At 67.0% G+C, this 19153-nt stretch carries 2 protein-coding genes; both read right to left on the minus strand.

The window, feature by feature from the left end:
- The coding region (locus HX851_RS32775) for a non-ribosomal peptide synthetase (RefSeq protein WP_177066511.1) at window positions 1-8533 on the minus strand (8533 nt) is incomplete at its 3' end.
- A partial coding sequence (locus tag HX851_RS32780) for a non-ribosomal peptide synthetase (protein WP_177066512.1) occupies window positions 8530-19153 on the minus strand: 10624 nt, incomplete at its 5' end. The genes HX851_RS32780 and HX851_RS32775, both read right to left, overlap by 4 nt.

Here is a 19153-nt window from a genome sequence, read left to right on the forward strand (position 1 = left end):
ACACCGCATCCTGCGCCGTCAGGCCATATTCGTCCTGCATCCACAGCAGGCGGTTGACCACCGCGCCGTGTTCGTTCATCACGCCCTTGGGTTGGCCGGTGGAGCCCGAGGTGTAGATCACATAGGCCAGGTGTCGCGCGTTCAGCTCCGATTGGTCGGGACGGGTGACGGACAGGTCTTGCCAGGCATTGAGGCCCAGATCGATCACCGGCACGGCCACATCACCCAGCAACTCGCGGGTAGCGCCCTGTACCAGCACCGCCACCGGCGCGCTGTCCTGCAGCATGTAGGCGATCCGCTCCGTCGGGTAGGCAGGATCGAGCGGCACATAGGCGCCGCCCGCCTTGAGGATGCCCAGCAGACCGACCACCATGTCCAGGCTGCGCTCGACACAGATTGCCACCCGGGCATCCGGGACGACGCCCTGCCTGCGCAGATGGTGGGCCAGCTGGTTGGCACGCCGGTCCAGTTCGCGATAGGTCAACTGATACTCGCCAGCGATCACCGCCACCGCATCCGGTGTGCGCTCGACCTGCGCTTCGAACATCCCGTGCAAGGTCTGCTCGAGGTGGTAGTTCACCTGCGTGGCATTAAGATCGAACAGCAGATGCTCGCGCTCCGCATCATTGATCAGGCGTACCTGCTCCAACTGCGCCTGGTCATCGGCGACCATGGCCTGCAGGACACGAATGAAGTACCCGGCATAACGCTGAATCGTCGCCTCGTCGAACAATGCCGTGGCGTACTCCAGGGTGCCGCTGATGCCGTCACGCACTTCGCCGAGGCTCAACGACAGGTCGAACTTGGCGAAGTGGCTGGGCTCATTGAGCCCTTCGAGTTTCAGGTTGCCCAGCACCCCTTCGGCCCGTTCGCTGTTCTGCCAGGTCAGCAGGGTCTGGAACAGCGGACTATGGGCGAGGCTGCGCAACGGCCGGGTGATTTCCACCACCTGTTCGAACGGCAGGTCCTGGTGTGCCTGAGCCGCCAGAGTACGTTCGCGCACCTGGGCCAGCAACGCCTCGATATCCGGCGCGGCGGCCACCTCGATGCGCACCGCCAGGGTGTTGACGAACAGCCCGATCAGCGTCTCGACCTCGGCGCTCATGCGGTTGGCCACCGGCGAGCCGATGACCACCTCGTCCTGCCCGGACAGACGGCTCAACAACAGCGCCCAGCCGCTCATCATGGTCATGTACAGCGTGGTGCCATGGCGCTGGCTCAACGCCCGCAGTCCTGCGGTCAGGGCTTCGTCCAGCCAGACTTCGACACTGCTGCCGGAGAAGTCCTGCTGCGCCGGGCGTGCACGATCGGTAGGCAGCATGAGCAAGGCCGGCGCCCCGACCAGGGCCTGCTGCCAATAGGCGCTCTGGCGCGCCAGCACTTCCCCCTCCAGCCATTGCCGCTGCCAGACGGCAAAGTCGCCGTACTGCACCGCCAGCGGCGGCAGCGGATCGCTTTCGCCACGGCTGAAGGCCGCATAGAGCGCCGCCAGCTCGCGCGTCAGCACGCCCATCGACCAACCGTCGGAGACGATGTGATGCAGGGTCAGCAGCAGCACATGGTGATCGTCGCCAAGAATCACCAGGCGCCCACGAATCAGCGGTCCGCGCGCCAGGTCGAACGGTGCCGAGGCTTCGCCCTGGATCAACGCCTCGAGGGCCTGCCAGGCCTGGGGATGGCGGCGCAGATCCTCGATATGCAGCTCCAGCCCGGACCCGACCGGTTCGATCAGCACCTGAGGCACTTCATCATGCTCGACAAAACGGCTGCGCAGGGTTTCGTGACGCGCAACGATCCGCGCCAGCGCCCGTTGCAACGCCACTCCGTCAAGCTGGCCACGCAGGCGCAGGGCGACGGGAATGTTGTAGGCGGTATTGGCGCCCTCGATCTGTGCCAGGAACCACAGGCGCTGCTGGGCGAACGACAGCGGCAGCGGCTGGTCGCGGGGCACCGGCAACAGGGCCGGCAAGGCGCTGTGCCCGGCGGTTTCCAGAACCCGCGCCACGGCCGCCAGCTCGGGATTGGCGAATAGTTCGCCCAGCGACAACTCCCGCTGCAGGTGCAGACGCACCTGCGAGACCATGCGCATGGCCAGCAGCGAGTGGCCGCCCAGTTCGAAGAAATGATCGTGGCGACCGACCCGCTCGACCTGCAGCAACTCGGCCCAGATCCGCGCCAGGGCGGTTTCCAGTTGCCCTTGCGGCGCCAGGTACTCACGGCTGAACAGCGCCTCCCGGTCCGGGCGCGGCAAGGCCTTGCGATCGAGCTTGCCATTGGCCGTCAGTGGCAGTGCCTCCAGCCGCACGAAGGCCGCCGGCACCATGTACTCCGGCAACTGCTCGAGCAGGCGTGCACGCCAGTCGCCCATCGCCAGGGGCTCGGCCCATTCGCGGGCGGTGAAATAGGCGACCAGGCGCACCTGCCCCGGCTCGTCCTCGCGGGCCAGCAGCACCGCTTCCTTGACCCCCGGCAACTGATTCAGGCGGCTCTCGATCTCGCCCGGCTCGATACGCACGCCGCGCACCTTGACCTGGTCGTCATTGCGCCCCAGGTAGTCGAGCGTGCCGTCGGCCAGCCAGCGTGCCAGGTCACCGGTGCGGTACATCCGCGCCTGCGCCGTGTCGCTGAAGGGATCGTCGAGGAAACGTTCGGCGCTCAGTTCAGGGCGGTTCAGATAACCGCGGGCTACCCCGGCGCCACCGACATACACTTCCCCGGCCACGCCCACCGGCACTGGCCGCTGTTGTTCGTCGAGCAGGTAGACCCGGGCATTGGCGATGGGCTTGCCGATATGCAGGACCTGCCCGGCTTCCAGACGCCCGGAGGTGGCGACCACCGTGGTCTCGGTCGGCCCGTAGTTGTTGACCAGTGCGAAACGCGGGGGCTGGGCCAACTGCCGCAGGCGGTCGCCACCGATCAGCAGGGTGCGCAGGGTCGGGTGTTCGAGGCCCTGGCCGAAGGCGTATTCGGCGATCGGCGTTGGCAGGAAACTGACGTCCAGGGGCTGGGCGTGCCACCAGTCCAGCAGCGCATCAAGGTTGCCATGGCCGAGGCTGGCCGGTGGCAGATGCAGGGTCGCACCGGCACACAAGGCCGGCCAGACCTCCCAGGCCATGGCATCGAAGCCGAAGCCGGCGACACTGGACGTGTGGCTGCCCTGGTGCAGGTCAAAGGCAGCACAGTGCCAATGCACCAGGTTTTCCAGGGTGTGGTGCTCGACCATCACCCCCTTGGGCAGGCCGGTGGAGCCGGAGGTGTAGGTCACATAGGCCAGGTGTTGTGCCGTCAGTTCCTGTACCTGGGGATTGGTTTGGGGCTGGTCCTGCCAGATCGGCCGGTCCAGGTCGATCAGGGGCATGCTGGTGTCGCCAAGCAACGTGCGGGTCGCGCCCTGGGCCAGCACTGCCACCGGGGCGCTGTCCTGCAACAGATAGGCCATCCGCTCCGTTGGATGAGTCGGGTCCAGCGGCACATAGGCGCCGCCCGCCTTGAGGATCGCCAGCAGCCCCAGCACCGTGTCCAGGCGGTTTTCCAGGCAGATCGCCACCCGCGAATCCGGGCGCACGCCCTGCGCCCGCAGGTAATGGGCCAGTTGGTTGGCCTGCCGGTTGAGCTCGCCATAGTCCAGGCGCCGTTCACCCATCTGCAGCGCCACGGCACCCGGCGCAAGTTCGGCCTGCCGCTCGAACAGCCGGTGCACGGTCTGGCCAACCGGGTAATCGGCCCGGTGGGCATTGAAATCGCGCAGCAGGTGCTCGCGTTCGGCGTCGTCGAGCAGGTTGACCTGGCCCAGCGTCGCCTGGTCATTGGCGACCAGTTGCTGCAACACCGACATGAAGTAGCCGACATAACGCTCGATCGTCGCCGGGTCGAACAGCGCCGTGGCATAGGTCAGGTTGCCGGCCAGGCAGTCCCCGACCTCACCGAGATTGAGCGCCAGGTCGAACTTGGCGAAGTGCTCGCTCTCGCCCAGGCTTTCCAGTTGCAGGTCGCCCAGGGCGAGCTGCTGCGGCGGCGCGCTCTGCCACGACAGCATGGCCTGGAACAGCGGGCTGTGGGACAGGCTGCGGGCCGGCCGGGCGATTTCCACCACCTGCTCGAACGGCAGGTCCTGGTGCGCCTGGGCCGCCAGTGTCTGCGCCCGGACCTGCGCCAGCAGCGCCTCGACGCTCTGCTCCAGCGCGGTATCGATACGTACCGCCAGGGTATTGACGAACAGCCCCACCAGCCCCTCGATTTCCGCCCGCCCGCGATTGGCCACCGGCGAGCCGATGACGACGTCGGTCTGCCCGCTCAGGCGTCCGAGCAGCAAGGCCCACGCCGCCATCAGGGTCATGTAGGCGGTGGTGCCATGGCGTTGCCCCAGGGCCTTGAGCCCGGCACTCAGGCGCTCGTCGAGCTGGAAGCCGACGCTGCTGCCGGTGAAATCCTGGCGCGGCGGTCGTGGTCGGTCGGTGGGCAGCGGCAACAACGTCGGCACACCGGCCAGCGCCTGTTGCCAGTAGGCGCCCTGTTGCTGCAACAACTCGCCGCCCAGCCAGCGGCGTTGCCATACGGCATAGTCGCCGTACTGCACCGCCAACGGCGGCAAGGGGTCATCCTGGCCACGGTGGAAGGCGTCGTACAGCGCCATGACCTCGCGGGTCAACACGCCCATCGACCAGCCATCGGAGACGATGTGGTGCAGGGTCAGCAGCAGCACATGGTGTTCATCGGCCAGGCGCAGCAAACTGGCGCGAATCAGGGGCCCGCGCTGCAGATCGAAGGGCGCGACCCGCTCGTGACGGATCCGCGCCCGCAGGACCTGTTGTGCTGCGGCGTCCCCACGCAGGTCCTCGACCACCAGGTCGAAGGCCTCGCCGGCCGGTGCGATGTGTACCCGTGGCTCGTCGTCGTGCAGGACAAAATGGCTGCGCAGGACTTCGTGACGCACGACGATACGTGCCAGGACACGTTGCAACGCCTCGCTGTCCAGGGACCCGCGCAAGCCCAGGCCGATGGGAATGTTGTAGGCACCGCCGGCCGTGCCCAGCTGCGCCAGGAACCACAGGCGCTGCTGGGCGAAGGACAACGCCAGGCCCTCCTCGCGCGACACCGCGAGAATCGGCGGCAAATGGCTGCGCCCGGCCCGGGCCACGGCGGCGGCCACCGCCAACAACTCGCCATTGGCGAACAGTTCGCCCAGTGCCAGTTCCACGCCCAGGCGCTGGCGCACCTGCGACACCATGCGCATGGCCAGCAGCGAGTGACCGCCCAGTTCGAAGAAGTGATCGTGGCGCCCCACCCGCTCGACGTGCAGCACCTCGCTCCAGATCTGCGCCAGGGTCGTTTCGATCGCGCCCTGCGGCGCCTGGTATTCACGGGTGAACAGCGCCTCCAGTTCGGGTCTTGGCAGTGCCTTGCGGTCCAGCTTGCCGTTGGCGGTCAGCGGCAGCGCAGCCAGCTTCACATAGGCCGCAGGCACCATGTAGTCGGGCAAGTGGGCTTGCAGCCAGGCACGCAACTGCGCCATCTCCAGCGGCGCGACCTGCTCCTGCTCGATAAAATAGGCCACCAGCCGTGGCTGTCCCGGCTGGTCCTCGCGGGCCAGGACCACGGTTTCCTTGATGCCCGGCAACTGGTTGAGACGGCTCTCGATCTCGCCCAGCTCGATGCGCACGCCACGAATCTTCACCTGGTCGTCGTTGCGCCCCAGGTATTCGACAGTGCCGTCCGGCAACCAGCGCGCCAGGTCGCCGGTGCGGTACATGCGCGCCTGCGGTGCACGGCTGAACGGGTCGTCGAGGAAGCGTTCGGCGGTCAGCTCGGGACGGTTCAGGTAACCCCGCGCGACGCCGGCACCGCCCACATACAGTTCTCCCGCCACGCCCAGCGGCACCGGGCGCTGCTGTTCGTCCAGCAGGTAGATCCGCGCATTGGCCATCGGCTTGCCGATATGCAGCAGCTGCCCGGCCTCGACCCGGCCCGAGGTGGCGACCACCGTGGCTTCGGTCGGGCCGTAGTTGTTGATCACCTCGAACGACGGGTTCCTGGCGAAATGGCGCAGGCGGTCGCCGCCGATCAGCAGCGTGCGCAGGGTCGGGTGGTCGAGGTGCTGGCTGAACGCATGCTCGGCCACCGGGGTCGGCAGGAAACTCACGTCCAGGGGCTGGGCGCGCCACCAGTCCAGCAGTGCGTCGATATCCTCGCTACCCTCGACGGGTGCCGGCAGGTGCAACGTTGCCCCGGCGCACAGGGCCGGCCAGACTTCCCAGGCCATCGCATCGAAGCCGAAGCCGGCGACGCTGGAGGTGTGCCGGCCCTGGCGCAGGTCGAAGGCCGTGCAATGCCAGTCCACCAGGTTGCACAGGGTCTGGTGCTCGACCATCACCCCCTTGGGCAACCCAGTGGAGCCCGAGGTATAGATCACGTAGGCCAGGTGCCGCGGCGTCACCTCGGGGCGCTGCCCGTGGGCAACGGCGTGTTCCTGCCAGAACGGCTTGTCGAGGTTGATCACCGGCACCGAAAGGCTCGGCAGGCGCGCCAGCAGGTTGTCCTGGGTCAGCACCGCCACCGGCGCACAGTCGTCGAGCAGGTAACGCAGGCGCTCGGCCGGATGGGCCGGGTCGATGGGCACGTAACCAGCGCCGGACTTGAGGATCGCCAGCAGGCCGACCAGGGTATCGAGGCCACGCCGGGCAACGATGGCCACGCGATCATCGGGTTGCACGCCCGACTCGCGCAGATGATGGGCCAGGGTATCGGCCCGGCGATTGAGTTCATCGTAAGTCAGTTGCTGGCCCTGGCACACCGCCGCCAGCGCCTGGGGCTGGGCCAGCGCCTGGGCCTCGACGCGCTGGTGCACCGTGAGGTCCTGAGGGGCATCGGTGGCACTGGCATTGAAGTCCTCCAGCAGCAGCGTCCGTTCGGCCAGGGGCAGGATAGACAACTGCTCCAGGGCCCTTTGGGGCGCCTGTTCCAGGGCCTGCACCAGGTTTTCCAGGGCGGTCCGCAGGTAGGCACAAATACGCCGGGGATCGACCTGGGTACTGGCCAGCAGGGTCAGGCGGAAATCTTCGCCCAGGTCGTCGATGCTCATGGTCAGCGGGTAATTGGTGCGTTCCTCGGAACTGAGCGTGCTGATGCCCTGCCAGGCCGACGGGGCGGCGCCCGCGCCAGGTGCCGCCGAATGCCGGTAGTTGAGCAGCGAACTGAACAGTGGCGTCGGTATCGCCACGCCGCTGCAACGCTGGGCCAGGGCCAGTGGCGCATGTTCGTGGCGCAGCAGGGTGGTCAGCCGCGCATGGGTCGCCCTGACCCCGGCTTCGCTCCCCTGCCCATCGATATCCACGCGAAACGGCAAGGTATTGATAAAGATCCCCAGCGCCCGGTCGCCCTCGCCACCGCCCTGCATCCGCCCCATCAGCACGGTGCCGAACACCACGTGGCGCTTGCCCGAAACCTGCCCGAGCAGCAGCCCCCAGGCCAGGTGGAACAGGCTGGCGGCGCTCACCCCGAGTTGCTTCGCGCGGCTGCGCAGGTTGCGGCTCAGGTGTGGATCCAGGTCCAGGCTGAACTCCTCGATGGCGGTGCCATCGCCCTGCACATCCTGCAGGCCGAAGGGCAGCGTCGGTTCCTCGATATCGCCGAGCATGTCGCGGAAGAAACGTTCGTGTTCCTCCTCGCGGGTGCCGAGCCGGGCCTGGGCCACGTAGTTGCGAAACGGCACTGCCGGACCCAACTGGCCGCCGAGCCCCATGAGGAAGGCCCGCATTTCATGACGCACCACCTCCAGGGCACTGTGGTCCAGGGCCATATGGTGGAACAGCAGCATGGCCACCCACCGCCCATGGACCTCGTCCCGGGCATGGACAATGCGGATCAGCGGCGCCTGGCCGACATCCAACCGGTAGTGACGACCGTCGAAACGCTCGTGCAACTGCGCGAGCACGTCCCCGTCCGCCGGGTCGAGCGCCACCTCCTGCACCACCAGCGTGGCCTGGCGCCAGACCACCTGCACCGGGTTCTCCAGACCTTCCCAGTGCACGGCGGTACGCAGGATGTCGTGACGATCGATCACCGCCTGCAAGGCCTGGGCAAACGCCTCGAGACGCTGGCGATCCTCGAAGGCGAACTGCGACTGCATCACATAGGGATCGCCCTGCCCCGCGCTGACATGGTGGTAGAGGATGCCCTCCTGCAAGGGCGCCAGCGGGTAGATGTCCTGCACATTGGCCACGCCCCCGGGAACGCTGGCAACGATGCGGTCGATCTGCTCCTGGGTCAGGGTCGCCAGCGGCAGCATGGCCGGGGTGATCCGCGTGACCTGCGCGGTAATGACATTGGCCGGCACCGCGACCTGGCCCGACGCCGTGGCCGAATACTCACCGCTGCGGATCATCTCGATCAGCAGCACCTTGTGCTCGCGCAGGCGGGCAATCACCTCAGGTTCGGTCAGGGCCTGCTTGTTGCCCTGCACGACCAGTTGATCACCGCGAACGGCCAGTTGGATGTCTTTTGCCTTCAATGTCGCCAGCAGTTCAGTCACGCTCACAGGACGATCTCCATTCTTTCGGTCATTGCGGCGTATCCGGCCAGCGTCGGCTGTTCGAACAACGCCCTCACATCGGCTTCCATGCCTTCCTGGTGCAACCGGCCTATCAGGCTGACGGCGAGCAGCGAGTGCCCACCCAGCTCGAAGAAATTGTCATGCCGCCCAACCCGCTCGACATTGAGCAATTCGCGCCACAACCGCGCCATCAGGATTTCGGTCTCGCCCAGCGGCGCCTCGTATTCGCGGCTGGACAAGGCCGACGAGTCCGGGGCTGGCAGGGCCTTGCGATCGAGCTTGCCGTTGGGGCTCAGCGGCAAGGCAGCGAGATGCACGAACACCGCCGGGACCATATAGTCCGGCAGGTTTTCCAGCAGATGGCCGCGCAGGCTGTCGATCTCCTGGCGCTCGGCGGCGGTGTAGTACGCCACCAGGCGCTTGTCCCCTGGAGCGTCTTCACGAGCCACGATCACGGCTTCGTCGATGGCTGGATGGCGGACCAGGCGCGCCTGGATCTCACCCAACTCGATACGCAGGCCGCGAATCTTCACCTGATCGTCATTGCGCCCCAGGTACTCGATGGTGCCGTCCGGCAGGTAGCGCCCGACATCGCCGGTGCGGTACATACGCGCGTTATCGAGCGGACTGAACGGGTCGTTGAGGAAACGCTCGGCGGTCAGCTCGGGACGATTCAGGTAACCCCGCGCCACCTGCACCCCACCGATATACAACTCGCCCACCACGCCCATGGCCACCGGCTGCCCCTGCCCATCGAGCAGGTACATCCGCGTATTGGCAATCGGCTTGCCAATCGGCGTGTTATCCGGGGTCTGTTCGAGCGGACCGGCGCAATTCCACGCCGTGACATCCACCGCCGCCTCGGTCGGACCGTAGAGGTTATGCAGTCCGGCCTTGGGCAACTGCGTCTTGAAGCGACGTACCACGCTGCCCGGCAACGCCTCGCCGCTGCAGATCACCCGCTTCACTCCGGCGCACCGGCCCGTGTCGCCATGGGCCAGGAAGACATCGAGCATCGACGGCACGAAGTGCAAGGTGGTGATGTTCTGTGCCTCGATCACCTCACCCAGGTAGAGCGGGTCCTTGTGCCCTTCGGGACGGGCCATCACCAGGCGTGCACCAGTAAACAGCGGCCAGAAGAACTCCCACACCGACACATCGAAGCTGAACGGGGTTTTCTGTAACACCGCATCCTGCGCCGTCAGGCCATATTCGTCCTGCATCCACAGCAGGCGGTTGACCACCGCGCCGTGTTCGTTCATCACGCCCTTGGGTTGTCCCGTGGAGCCCGAGGTGTAGATCACATAGGCCAGGTGTCGCGCCGTCAGTCCTGGCACCTGCGGACCTACGCTCGGCTGTTCCTGCCAAGTGCACTGGTCGAGATCAATCACTGGCACGATCACTTCGCCCAGCAACTCGCGGGTAGCGCCCTGGACCAGTACCGCCACCGGCGCACTGTCCTGCAGCATGTAGGCGATCCGCTCCGCCGGGTAGGCAGGATCAAGCGGCACATAAGCACCGCCCGCCTTGAGGATGCCCAGCAGACCGATCACCATGTCCAGGCTGCGCTCGACACAGATCGCCACTCGCGCATCCGGTTCCACACCCTGCTCGCGCAGATGGTGGGCCAACTGGTTCGCACGCTGGTCCAGCTCGCGATAGGTCAACTGATGTTGGTCTGCGACCACCACCACGGCATCCGGCGTACGCTCGACCTGCGCTTCGAACATCCCGTGCAGGGTCTGCTCGAGGTTGTAGTCCACCTGCGTGGCATTGAGATCGAACAGCAGAAGCTCACGCTCCGGCGGCGTCAGCACCGGCAGGCGGTTCAACGCCCGCTCGGGCGCCTGCTCCAGGGCCGCGGCCAAGGATTGCAGGGCATGCTGCATCAGCTCGCAGATACGTTGGGCACCGATCTGCGCCGCTGTCATGGCGGTCAGGCGGAAACCTTCGCCCAGGTCGTCGACGTTCAAGGCCAGCGGGTAATTGGTACGCTCCTCGCTGGCCAGGGTCTCGATCCCTTGCAGCTGTTCGCGCACCTGCGCCTCCACCGGAGCGCTGGCGCTGTGGCGATAATTGAGCATCGCGCTGAACAGCGGCACGGGCGCCGCCACCCCGCTGCAGCGCTGGGCCAAGGCCAGCGAGGCGTGCTCGTGACCCAGCAACGCCGTCAGCCGTGCGTGGATCGCCTTGACCCCGACGCGCACGCCGGTCTCGTCGATATCGACCCGCAGCGGCAAGGTGTTGATAAACATCCCCAATGCCCGGTCCGCGCCTGCGCCACCCTGCATGCGGCCCAGCAGCACCGTGCCGAACACCACCGCCTGCTTGCCGCTGGTGGCGGCCAGGACCTGCGCCCAGGCCAGGTGGAACAGGCTCGCGGCGCTGACCCCAAGCGTGCGGGCGCGGGCCCGCAACTCGCGACTCAAGGCCGCCGGCAGCAAGTGCCGGACTTCCTCGATGGCGCTGCCATCGCCCTGCACATCCTGCAGGCCGAACGGCAGGGTCGGCTCGTCGATCGCCCCCAGCATCTCGCGGAAGAACGCCTCGTGCTCCTGCTCGCTGATGCCCAGGCACGCCTGGGCCACGTAGTTGCGGTACGGCACCGGGACGCCCAGGGTGTCGGCACGGTCCAGCAGGAAGGTGCACAGCTCCTGGTTGACCACGTCCATCGCCGTGTGGTCCAGCGCCAGGTGATGGAACAGCACCAGCACCACCACTCGCCCACGGTCGGGATCGGTAGCGTAGAGCAACTGGATCAACGGCGCCTGGCCGATGTCCAGACGGTGATGGCGGGCATCGAAACGCGCCTGTAACTGCTCGAGGATGTCACCCTCGGCCGGGTCCAGCAGCACCTCGCGCACCAGCAGCGATGCCTGGCGCATGACCACTTGCAGCGGCTTGGCCAGGCCTTCCCAGAACACCGCCGTGCGCAGGATATCGTGGCGGTCGACCACCTGTTGCAAGGCCCCGGCGAAGCGTTGAAAACGCTCCAGGCTGTCGAAGGCCATCTGCGATTGCAGCAGGTACGGGTCGCCCTGCCCGGCACTGATGTGGTGATAGAGAATACCCTCCTGCAACGGCGCCAGCGGGTAGATATCCTGGACATTGGCCGCGCCGCCCGGCACACGAGCGATCACCCGGTCGAGGCTGGCCTGGTCCAGTTCGATCAATGGCAGCAGCTCGGGCGTGAGGTGCGTGCAACCGACAGGGATCAGGTTCGCCGGCACCGCGATCTCGCGGCCACTGCCGATCGCCGCGGCCAGGGCGGCCAGGGTCGGCTGGTTGAACAGCACCCGCACATCAGCGTTCAGGCCGGCCTGGCGCATGCGCTCGATCAGGCCCACCGCCAGCAGCGAATGGCCACCCAGTTCGAAGAAGTTGTCGTGACGCCCCACCTGCTCGACCTTGAGCACCTCGGCCCAGATCCGCGCGAGGGTAGCCTCGACCGCGCCTTGCGGCGCCTCGAACTCGCGGCTGAGCAAGGCGTCCTGGTCCGGTGCCGGCAGGGCCTTGCGGTCCAGCTTGCCGTTGGCGGTCAGCGGCAGCGCCTCCAGGCAGACATAGGCCGAAGGCACCATGTGGTCCGGCAGGCGTGCTTGCAGCCAGGCACGCAGGTCCTCGATATCCAGCGCCCCCTGGGCGGTGAAATAGGCCACCAGGCGCCCGTCGCGCATCAGCACCACGGCCTCGCGCAAGCTTTCATGGCGGGCCAGGGTCGTCTCGATCTCGCCCGGTTCGATACGCATGCCACGGACCTTGAGCTGGTCGTCGTTACGCCCCAGGTAGTCGATATTGCCATCGGGCAACCAGCGCGCCAGGTCACCGGTGCGGTACATCCGCGCGCCCGGCAGGTCGCTGAACGGATCGTCGAGGAAACGCTCGGCGGTCAGGTCCGCACGGTTCAGGTAACCGCGGGCCACGCCGGCACCGCCGACATACAGCTCACCCGCGACACCGACCGGCACCGGACGCTGCTGCGCGTCCAGCAGGTAGACCCTGACGTTGGCCATCGGCTTGCCGATATGCAATGGCCCGTCGACCGCCATGGGCCCGGAGGTCGCCACCACCGTGGCCTCGGTTGGACCGTAGTTGTTGATCACCGCGAAGCGCTGCGCCCGGTTGAACTGGCGCAGGCGATCACCGCCGATCAGCAGCGTGCGCAGGGTTGGATGCTGCAGGTCCTGGCTGAAGGCGTATTCGGCCACCGGTGTCGGCAGAAAGCCCACCTCCAGCGGTTGCGCCCGCCACCAGTCGAGCAGGCCGGCGATGTCGCCATGGCCGAGATCGGTTGGCGGCAGGTGCAGGGTCGCGCCGCCACACAACGCCGGCCAGACCTCCCAGGCCATGGCATCGAAACCGAAGCCGGCGACGCTGGCGGTGTGTCCGCCAGGGCGCAGGTCGAAGGCCGCGCAGTGCCAGTGCACCAGGTTTTCCAGGGTCCGGTGCTCGACCATCACGCCCTTGGGCAAACCGGTGGAGCCGGAGGTGTAGATCACATACGCCAGGTGCGCCGGGAGCAACCCGTCGATCCGGGGACTGGTCACGACTTCGTCATCCCACTGCGGCCGGTCCAGGTCGAGCAGCAGCACTGCCAGCTCGCCAAGCAGGTCGCGGGTGCTTGCATCCAGCAGCACCGCCAACGGTGCGCTGTCATCGAGCAGGTAGTGCAGGCGTTCGACCGGCAGCGCCGGATCGATCGGCACATAGGCGGCGCCGGCCTTGAGAATCGCCAGCAGCCCCACCAGCATGTCCGGCCCGCGCCGGACGCAAATCGCCACGCGAGTGTCCGGCTGCACACCCAGCTTGAGCAGATGACGGGCCAACCGGTTGGCGCGCCGATCCAGCTCGCGATAGGTCAGTTGCGCCGTGCCCTGGACCACCGCCAGCGCCTCGGGCATGGCCTGCGCCCGGGCTTCGAACAGGCCATGCACGGTGTGGCCGCGAGGACAGTCCACGGCACTGGCATTGAAGTCGACCAGCACCTGGCGTCGTTCCGCCGCGGGCAGGATCGACAATTGATCCAGGCTGCGCTCCGGCGCCTGTTCCAGGGCCTGCACCAGTTGCTCCAAAGCCCGCTGCATATAGCCACAGACCCGCTGTGCACCGATCGGCGACAGGGCCAGCACGCTGAGGCCGAAGCCCTCGCCCAGGTCGTCGACACTCAGGGTCAGCGGATAGTTGCTGCGTTCTTCCCCGCCCAGCACCTCGATGCCCTCCCAGACCGCCTTGCCGGGCGAGGTGTCCTCGACCGGCGCACTGTGGCGATAGTTGAGCAAGGCACTGAACAACGGCGACGACTGGCCGACCGCGCTGCAGCGTTGGGCCAGGGCCAGCGAGGCATGCTCGTGACCCAGCAGCGCCGTCAGTTGCGCGTGGGTGGCACGCACACCGGCGCGCACGCCCGTCGCGCCCAGGTCGACCCGCAGCGGCAAGGTATTGATAAACATCCCCAATGCCCGGTCGGCCCCTTCGCCGCCTTGCAGGCGCCCCATCAGCACGGTGCCGAAGACCACCTGATTACGCCCCGACACCTGGCCCAGTACCAGGGCCCAGGCCAGGTGCATCAGGCTGGCGGCGCTCACCCCGAGGGTGCGCACCTGCTTACGCAAACGCCGGCTCAAGGCCCGGTCCAGCGGCTGGCGTGCCTCCTCGATATCACGTCCGTCGCCTTGCACATCCTGCAGGCCGAAGGGCAAGGTCGGCTCATCGATGTCGCCCAGCCTTTCGCGGAAAAACGCCTCGTGCTGGCGTTCGTCCAGGCCCAGGCGGGCCTGGGCCACGTAGTTGCGATAAGGCATCGCCTCAGCCAGGGCATGCGTCGGGTCCAGCAGCAAGGCGCGCATCTCCCGTACTACCACCTCCATGGCGGTATGGTCGAGGGCCAGGTGATGGAACTGCAGGATCGCCACCACGCGCTGGTGCAGCGGATCATGGGCATAGACCAGTTGCATCAGCGGCGCCCGGGTAATGTCCAGGCGGTAGTGGCGGGCATTGAAGCGCGCCTGCAACTGCTCCAGCACGTCGCCGTCCGCCGGATCGATGGCCACTTCCAGCACCGGCAGTTCGGCGCTGCGCCGCACCACCTGCACCGGACGCTCCAGGCCCTCCCACAGCACCGCCGTGCGCAGGATATCGTGACGCTCGACAATCTTCTGCAACGCGGCGGCACAGGCCTTCAGGCGCTCCAGGCCGGCGAAGGCCAGGCGCGATTGCAGCAGGTAGGGGTCGCCCTGTTCGGCGCTGAGGTGGTGATAGAGAATCCCCTCCTGCAACGGCGCCAGCGGGTAGATATCCTGCACCTCGTCCGTCCCGCCAGGGATGCGCGAGACGATCAGGTCGATGGCGCGCTGGTCCAGCGCCACCAGGGGCAGCAGGTCGGGGGTGATGCGCTGGCAACCGGGCACAATGCGATTGGCCGGCACCTCGATTTCCCGACCGCTGCCGATGGCGGCAGCCAGGGCCATCAGCGTCGGCTGGCTGAACAGCACGCGCACATCGGCATTCAGGCCGGCCTGGCGCATGCGCTCGATCAGCTTGACCGCCAGCAGCGAATGACCGCCCAGCTCGAAGAAGTGATCGTGACGACCGACCTGCGCGACCTGCAGCACTTCGGCCCAGATCCCTGCCAGGGTGTTTTCCACCGCGCCCTGCGGGGCCTCGAAACCACGGCTGAGCAGCGCGTCCCGGTCCGGCTCCGGCAAGGCCTTGCGGTCCAGCTTGCCGTTGGCGGTCAGCGGCAGCGCCTCCAGGCGGACATAGGCCGAAGGCACCATGTAGTCCGGCAACCGCGCCTGCAGATGCTCGTGCAGCGCCTGGATCTCCACGGCCTCATCGGCGCAATAGTAGGCCACCAGGCGCTTGTCGCCCGGCGCCACTTCACGCACCAGGACCGCCGCATCCCGCACCTGCGGGTGCTGGCCGAGGCGGGTCTCGATCTCGCCCGGCTCGATACGGAAACCGCGGATCTTCACTTGCTGGTCGTTGCGGCCCAGGTACTGCAGGGTGCCGTCGCTATTCCAGCAGGCCCGATCACCGCTGCGATACATCAGGCTGCGCGGCTGCGGGTTGAACGGGTCGGCGATAAACGCCGCGGCCGTCAGTTGCGGCCGGTTCAGGTACCCCTTGGCCACACCAGCCCCACCGATGTACAGCTCGCCCGCCACGCCCACCGGCACCGGCTGCTGTCGGGCATCGAGCACGTAGGCACGGGCGTTGCCGATCGGACGCCCGATCGGAATGCTGCCCGCGCCGACCGCGCGGATCTCGAAGGTGGTCGAGAAGGTGGTGGCTTCGGTTGGCCCGTAGCCATTGAGCAGATGCTGCGGAGCCCCCTCCCGCAGCACCCGTTGGATCACCGCCGGGTCCAGCACATCGCCGCCGACGATCAGATAGCGCAGTTTGCCGAACGCTTCCAGCAGGCTCTCGGCATATTGATGGAACAGCCCCGCCGTCATCCACAGGACGCTTACCGCCTGCTCACGCAGCAGCGCGGCGAATGCCTCGCGGGACAACAGCACATCCTGGTCGACCACCACCACCGCCCCGCCGTTGAGCAGTGGGGCCCAGACTTCCAGGGTGCTGGCGTCGAACGCCGGGTTCGAGGCGAAGGCCACGCGGTCGTGCGCGTTGAAGTCGGCATAACCATTGTTGATCACCAACCGGGTGATCGCCCGGTGCGGCACCAGCACGCCCTTCGGTGTACCGGTGGAACCGGAGGTGTACATGATGTACGCCACCGTCTCCGACAGCTGCGCCAGGGCCGGGTTGTGTTCCGGCTGGCCCTCGAGCGCCAGGTTATCCAGGTCGATACGGCGGGCCGTACAGGCCAGGGTTTCATCGCGATGAGTCAGGAGCGCCACGGCCTGGCTGTCGCGCAGCATGAAATCCTGGCGCTCGGCCGGGGCATTGATATCCAGCGGCACGTAGACCGCCGCGCACTTGCTGATCGCCAGTTGGCTGACCAGCAGGTCCAACGAGCGCGGCAGCAGAGTCGCTACCGGGTCACCCGGCCGCACGCCCAACCCCGCCAGATGATGCGCCAGGCGGTTGGCCCGGCGATTGAGCTGGCCGTAGCTGAGGGACTGGCGGCCATGCACGGCCGCCAACGCCTCGGGATGCGCCTGTACCCACTCCTCGAACCGCTCATGCAGGGTCTGCTCGGCAGGATAGTCGCGCCAGGTGGCATTGAAACCCTGCAACAGCTGGTCGCGCTCTTCCTGTGCCAGCACCGACAGTTCATGCAGCGCCGTGGTAGGCGCCTGTTCCAGAGCACCCACCAGGTTCTGCAAGGCACGCTGCATGTAATCGCCGATACGCTGCGGATCGGCTTGCGCCACCGCCTGGATATTCAGCGCGAAGCCTTCGCCCAGGTCGTCGATATTGAGCACCAGCGGGTAGTTGCTGCGCTCGCGGGACTTGAGCAGGTGAATGCCGTCCCACACCGCCAGATTGTCGGTCGTGCCTTGTCCCGCTGCGCTGTGGCGATAATTGAGCAGGCTGCTGAACAGCGGCAGCACCGCCGGTACGCCACTGCAACGTTGCGCAAGCACCAGTGAGGCATGCTCATGGCCCAGCAGTTGCGAGAGCCGCCCGTGGGTGGCCCGCACCGCCGCCTGTACGCCGATAGCGCCGAGGTCGACCCGCAGTGGCAGGGTATTGATGAACATGCCCAGTGCGCGGTCGGCGCCCTCGCCACCCTGCATCCGGCCCATCAGCACGGTGCCGAACACCACCTCCTCGCGACCCGAGACCTGGCCCAGCACCTGGGCCCAGGCCAGGTGCATCAGGCTGGCGCTGCTGACCCCGAGGCGGCGGGACTGCTCGCGCAGGCGCCGGCACAGCGCCGCGTCCAAGTCCTGGCGCAACTCGATGACATGGCTACCATCGCCGCCGACTTCCTGCAGGCCAAAGGCCAGAGTCGGTTCCTCGATATCGCCGAGCATGTCACGGAAAAACGCTTCGTGTTCCTCGTGACCAGCCCCCAGGCGGACCTGGGCGACATAGTTGCGATACTGCACGGCGGCCGGCAGTTGCCCGCTGTCGCCGGCCAGGCTGATGCCCATTTCATGCACCAACACTTCGAGGGCGGTATGGTCCAGCAGGATATGGTGGAACAGCAGGATACCCAGCCAGCGCTCGTTGACCTCGTCGCGGGTATAGGCCAGGCGCATCAGTGGCGCCTGCTTGAGGTCCAGGCGATATTGGTGCGGGTCGAAGCGTTCCTGCAGGTATTGCAGGGCCTGGGCATCGTCGGGTGCCGTGTCGATCCGCTCCAGCACCAGCGGTGCCTGGCGCCAGACCACTTGCACCGGTTCATCGAAGCCTTCCCAGAGCACGGCGGTGCGCAGGATGTCATTACGTTCGATCACTGCATCGAGCGCGCGAGCAAAGGCCTCGACCTGCATCAGGCCGGCAAACGCGAACTGCGCCTGCAGGACATAGGGGTCGCCCTCCTGGGTGGCCAGGTGGTGATAGAGGATGCCGGCCTGCAACGGCGCCAGCCCGTAGATATCCTGCACATTGGCGACACCACCGGGAACGCTGGCGACGATACGGTCGATGGCGGCCTGGTCAAGGTCCACCAGCGGCAGCAGGTCCGGGGTGATGCGCTTGCAGTCGGGCGTGATGCGGTTGGCCGGGACCACCACCTCGCGCTGCCCACCGACTGTAGCCGCCAGGGACGCCAGGGTCGGCTGGCCGAACAGCACGCGCACATCGGCGCCGAGGCCGGCCTTGCGCATACGCTCGATCAGCTTGACTGCCAGCAGCGAGTGCCCGCCCAGTTCGAAGAAGTTGTCATGCCGCCCAACCCGTTCGACCTTGAGCAGTTCGCTCCACAGTCCGGCCATCAGAATTTCGGTGTCGCCCAGCGGCGCCTCGTATTCGCGGCTGGACAAGGCCGACGAGTCCGGGGCTGGCAGCGCCTTGCGATCGAGCTTGCCGTTGGGGCTCAGCGGCAAGGCAGCGAGATGCACAAACACCGCCGGGACCATATAGTCCGGCAGGTTTTCCAGCAGGTGAACGCGCAGGACCTCGACAGCCAGCGCTTCGCCGGTGTAGTACGCCACCAGGCGCTTGTCCCCTGGCACATCCTCGCGGGCCACGATCACGGCTTCGTCGATGGCCGGGTACCCGACCAGGCGCGCCTGGATTTCGCCCAGCTCGATACGCAGGCCGCGAATTTTCACCTGATCGTCATTGCGCCCCAGGTACTCGATGGTGCCGTCCGGTAGGTAGCGCCCGACATCGCCGGTGCGGTACATCCGCGCGTTGTCGAACGGGCTGAACGGGTCGTTGAGGAAACGCTCGGCGGTCAGCTCGGGACGATTCAGGTAACCCCGTGCCACCTGCACCCCACCGATATACAACTCGCCCACCACGCCCATGGCCACCGGCTGCCCCTGCCCATCGAGCAGGTACATCCGCGTATTGGCAATCGGCTTGCCAATCGGTGTGTTGTCCGGGGTCTGTTCGAGCGGACCAGCGCAATTCCACGCCGTGACATCCACCGCCGCCTCGGTCGGGCCGTAGAGGTTATGCAGTTCGGCTTCGGGCAACTGCGTCTTGAAGCGGCGCACCACACTGCCCGGCAACGCCTCGCCG

Source organism: Pseudomonas gingeri (genome assembly GCF_013385635.1).
In the GTDB taxonomy this organism is placed as follows: Bacteria; Pseudomonadota; Gammaproteobacteria; order Pseudomonadales; family Pseudomonadaceae; genus Aquipseudomonas; species Aquipseudomonas gingeri_A.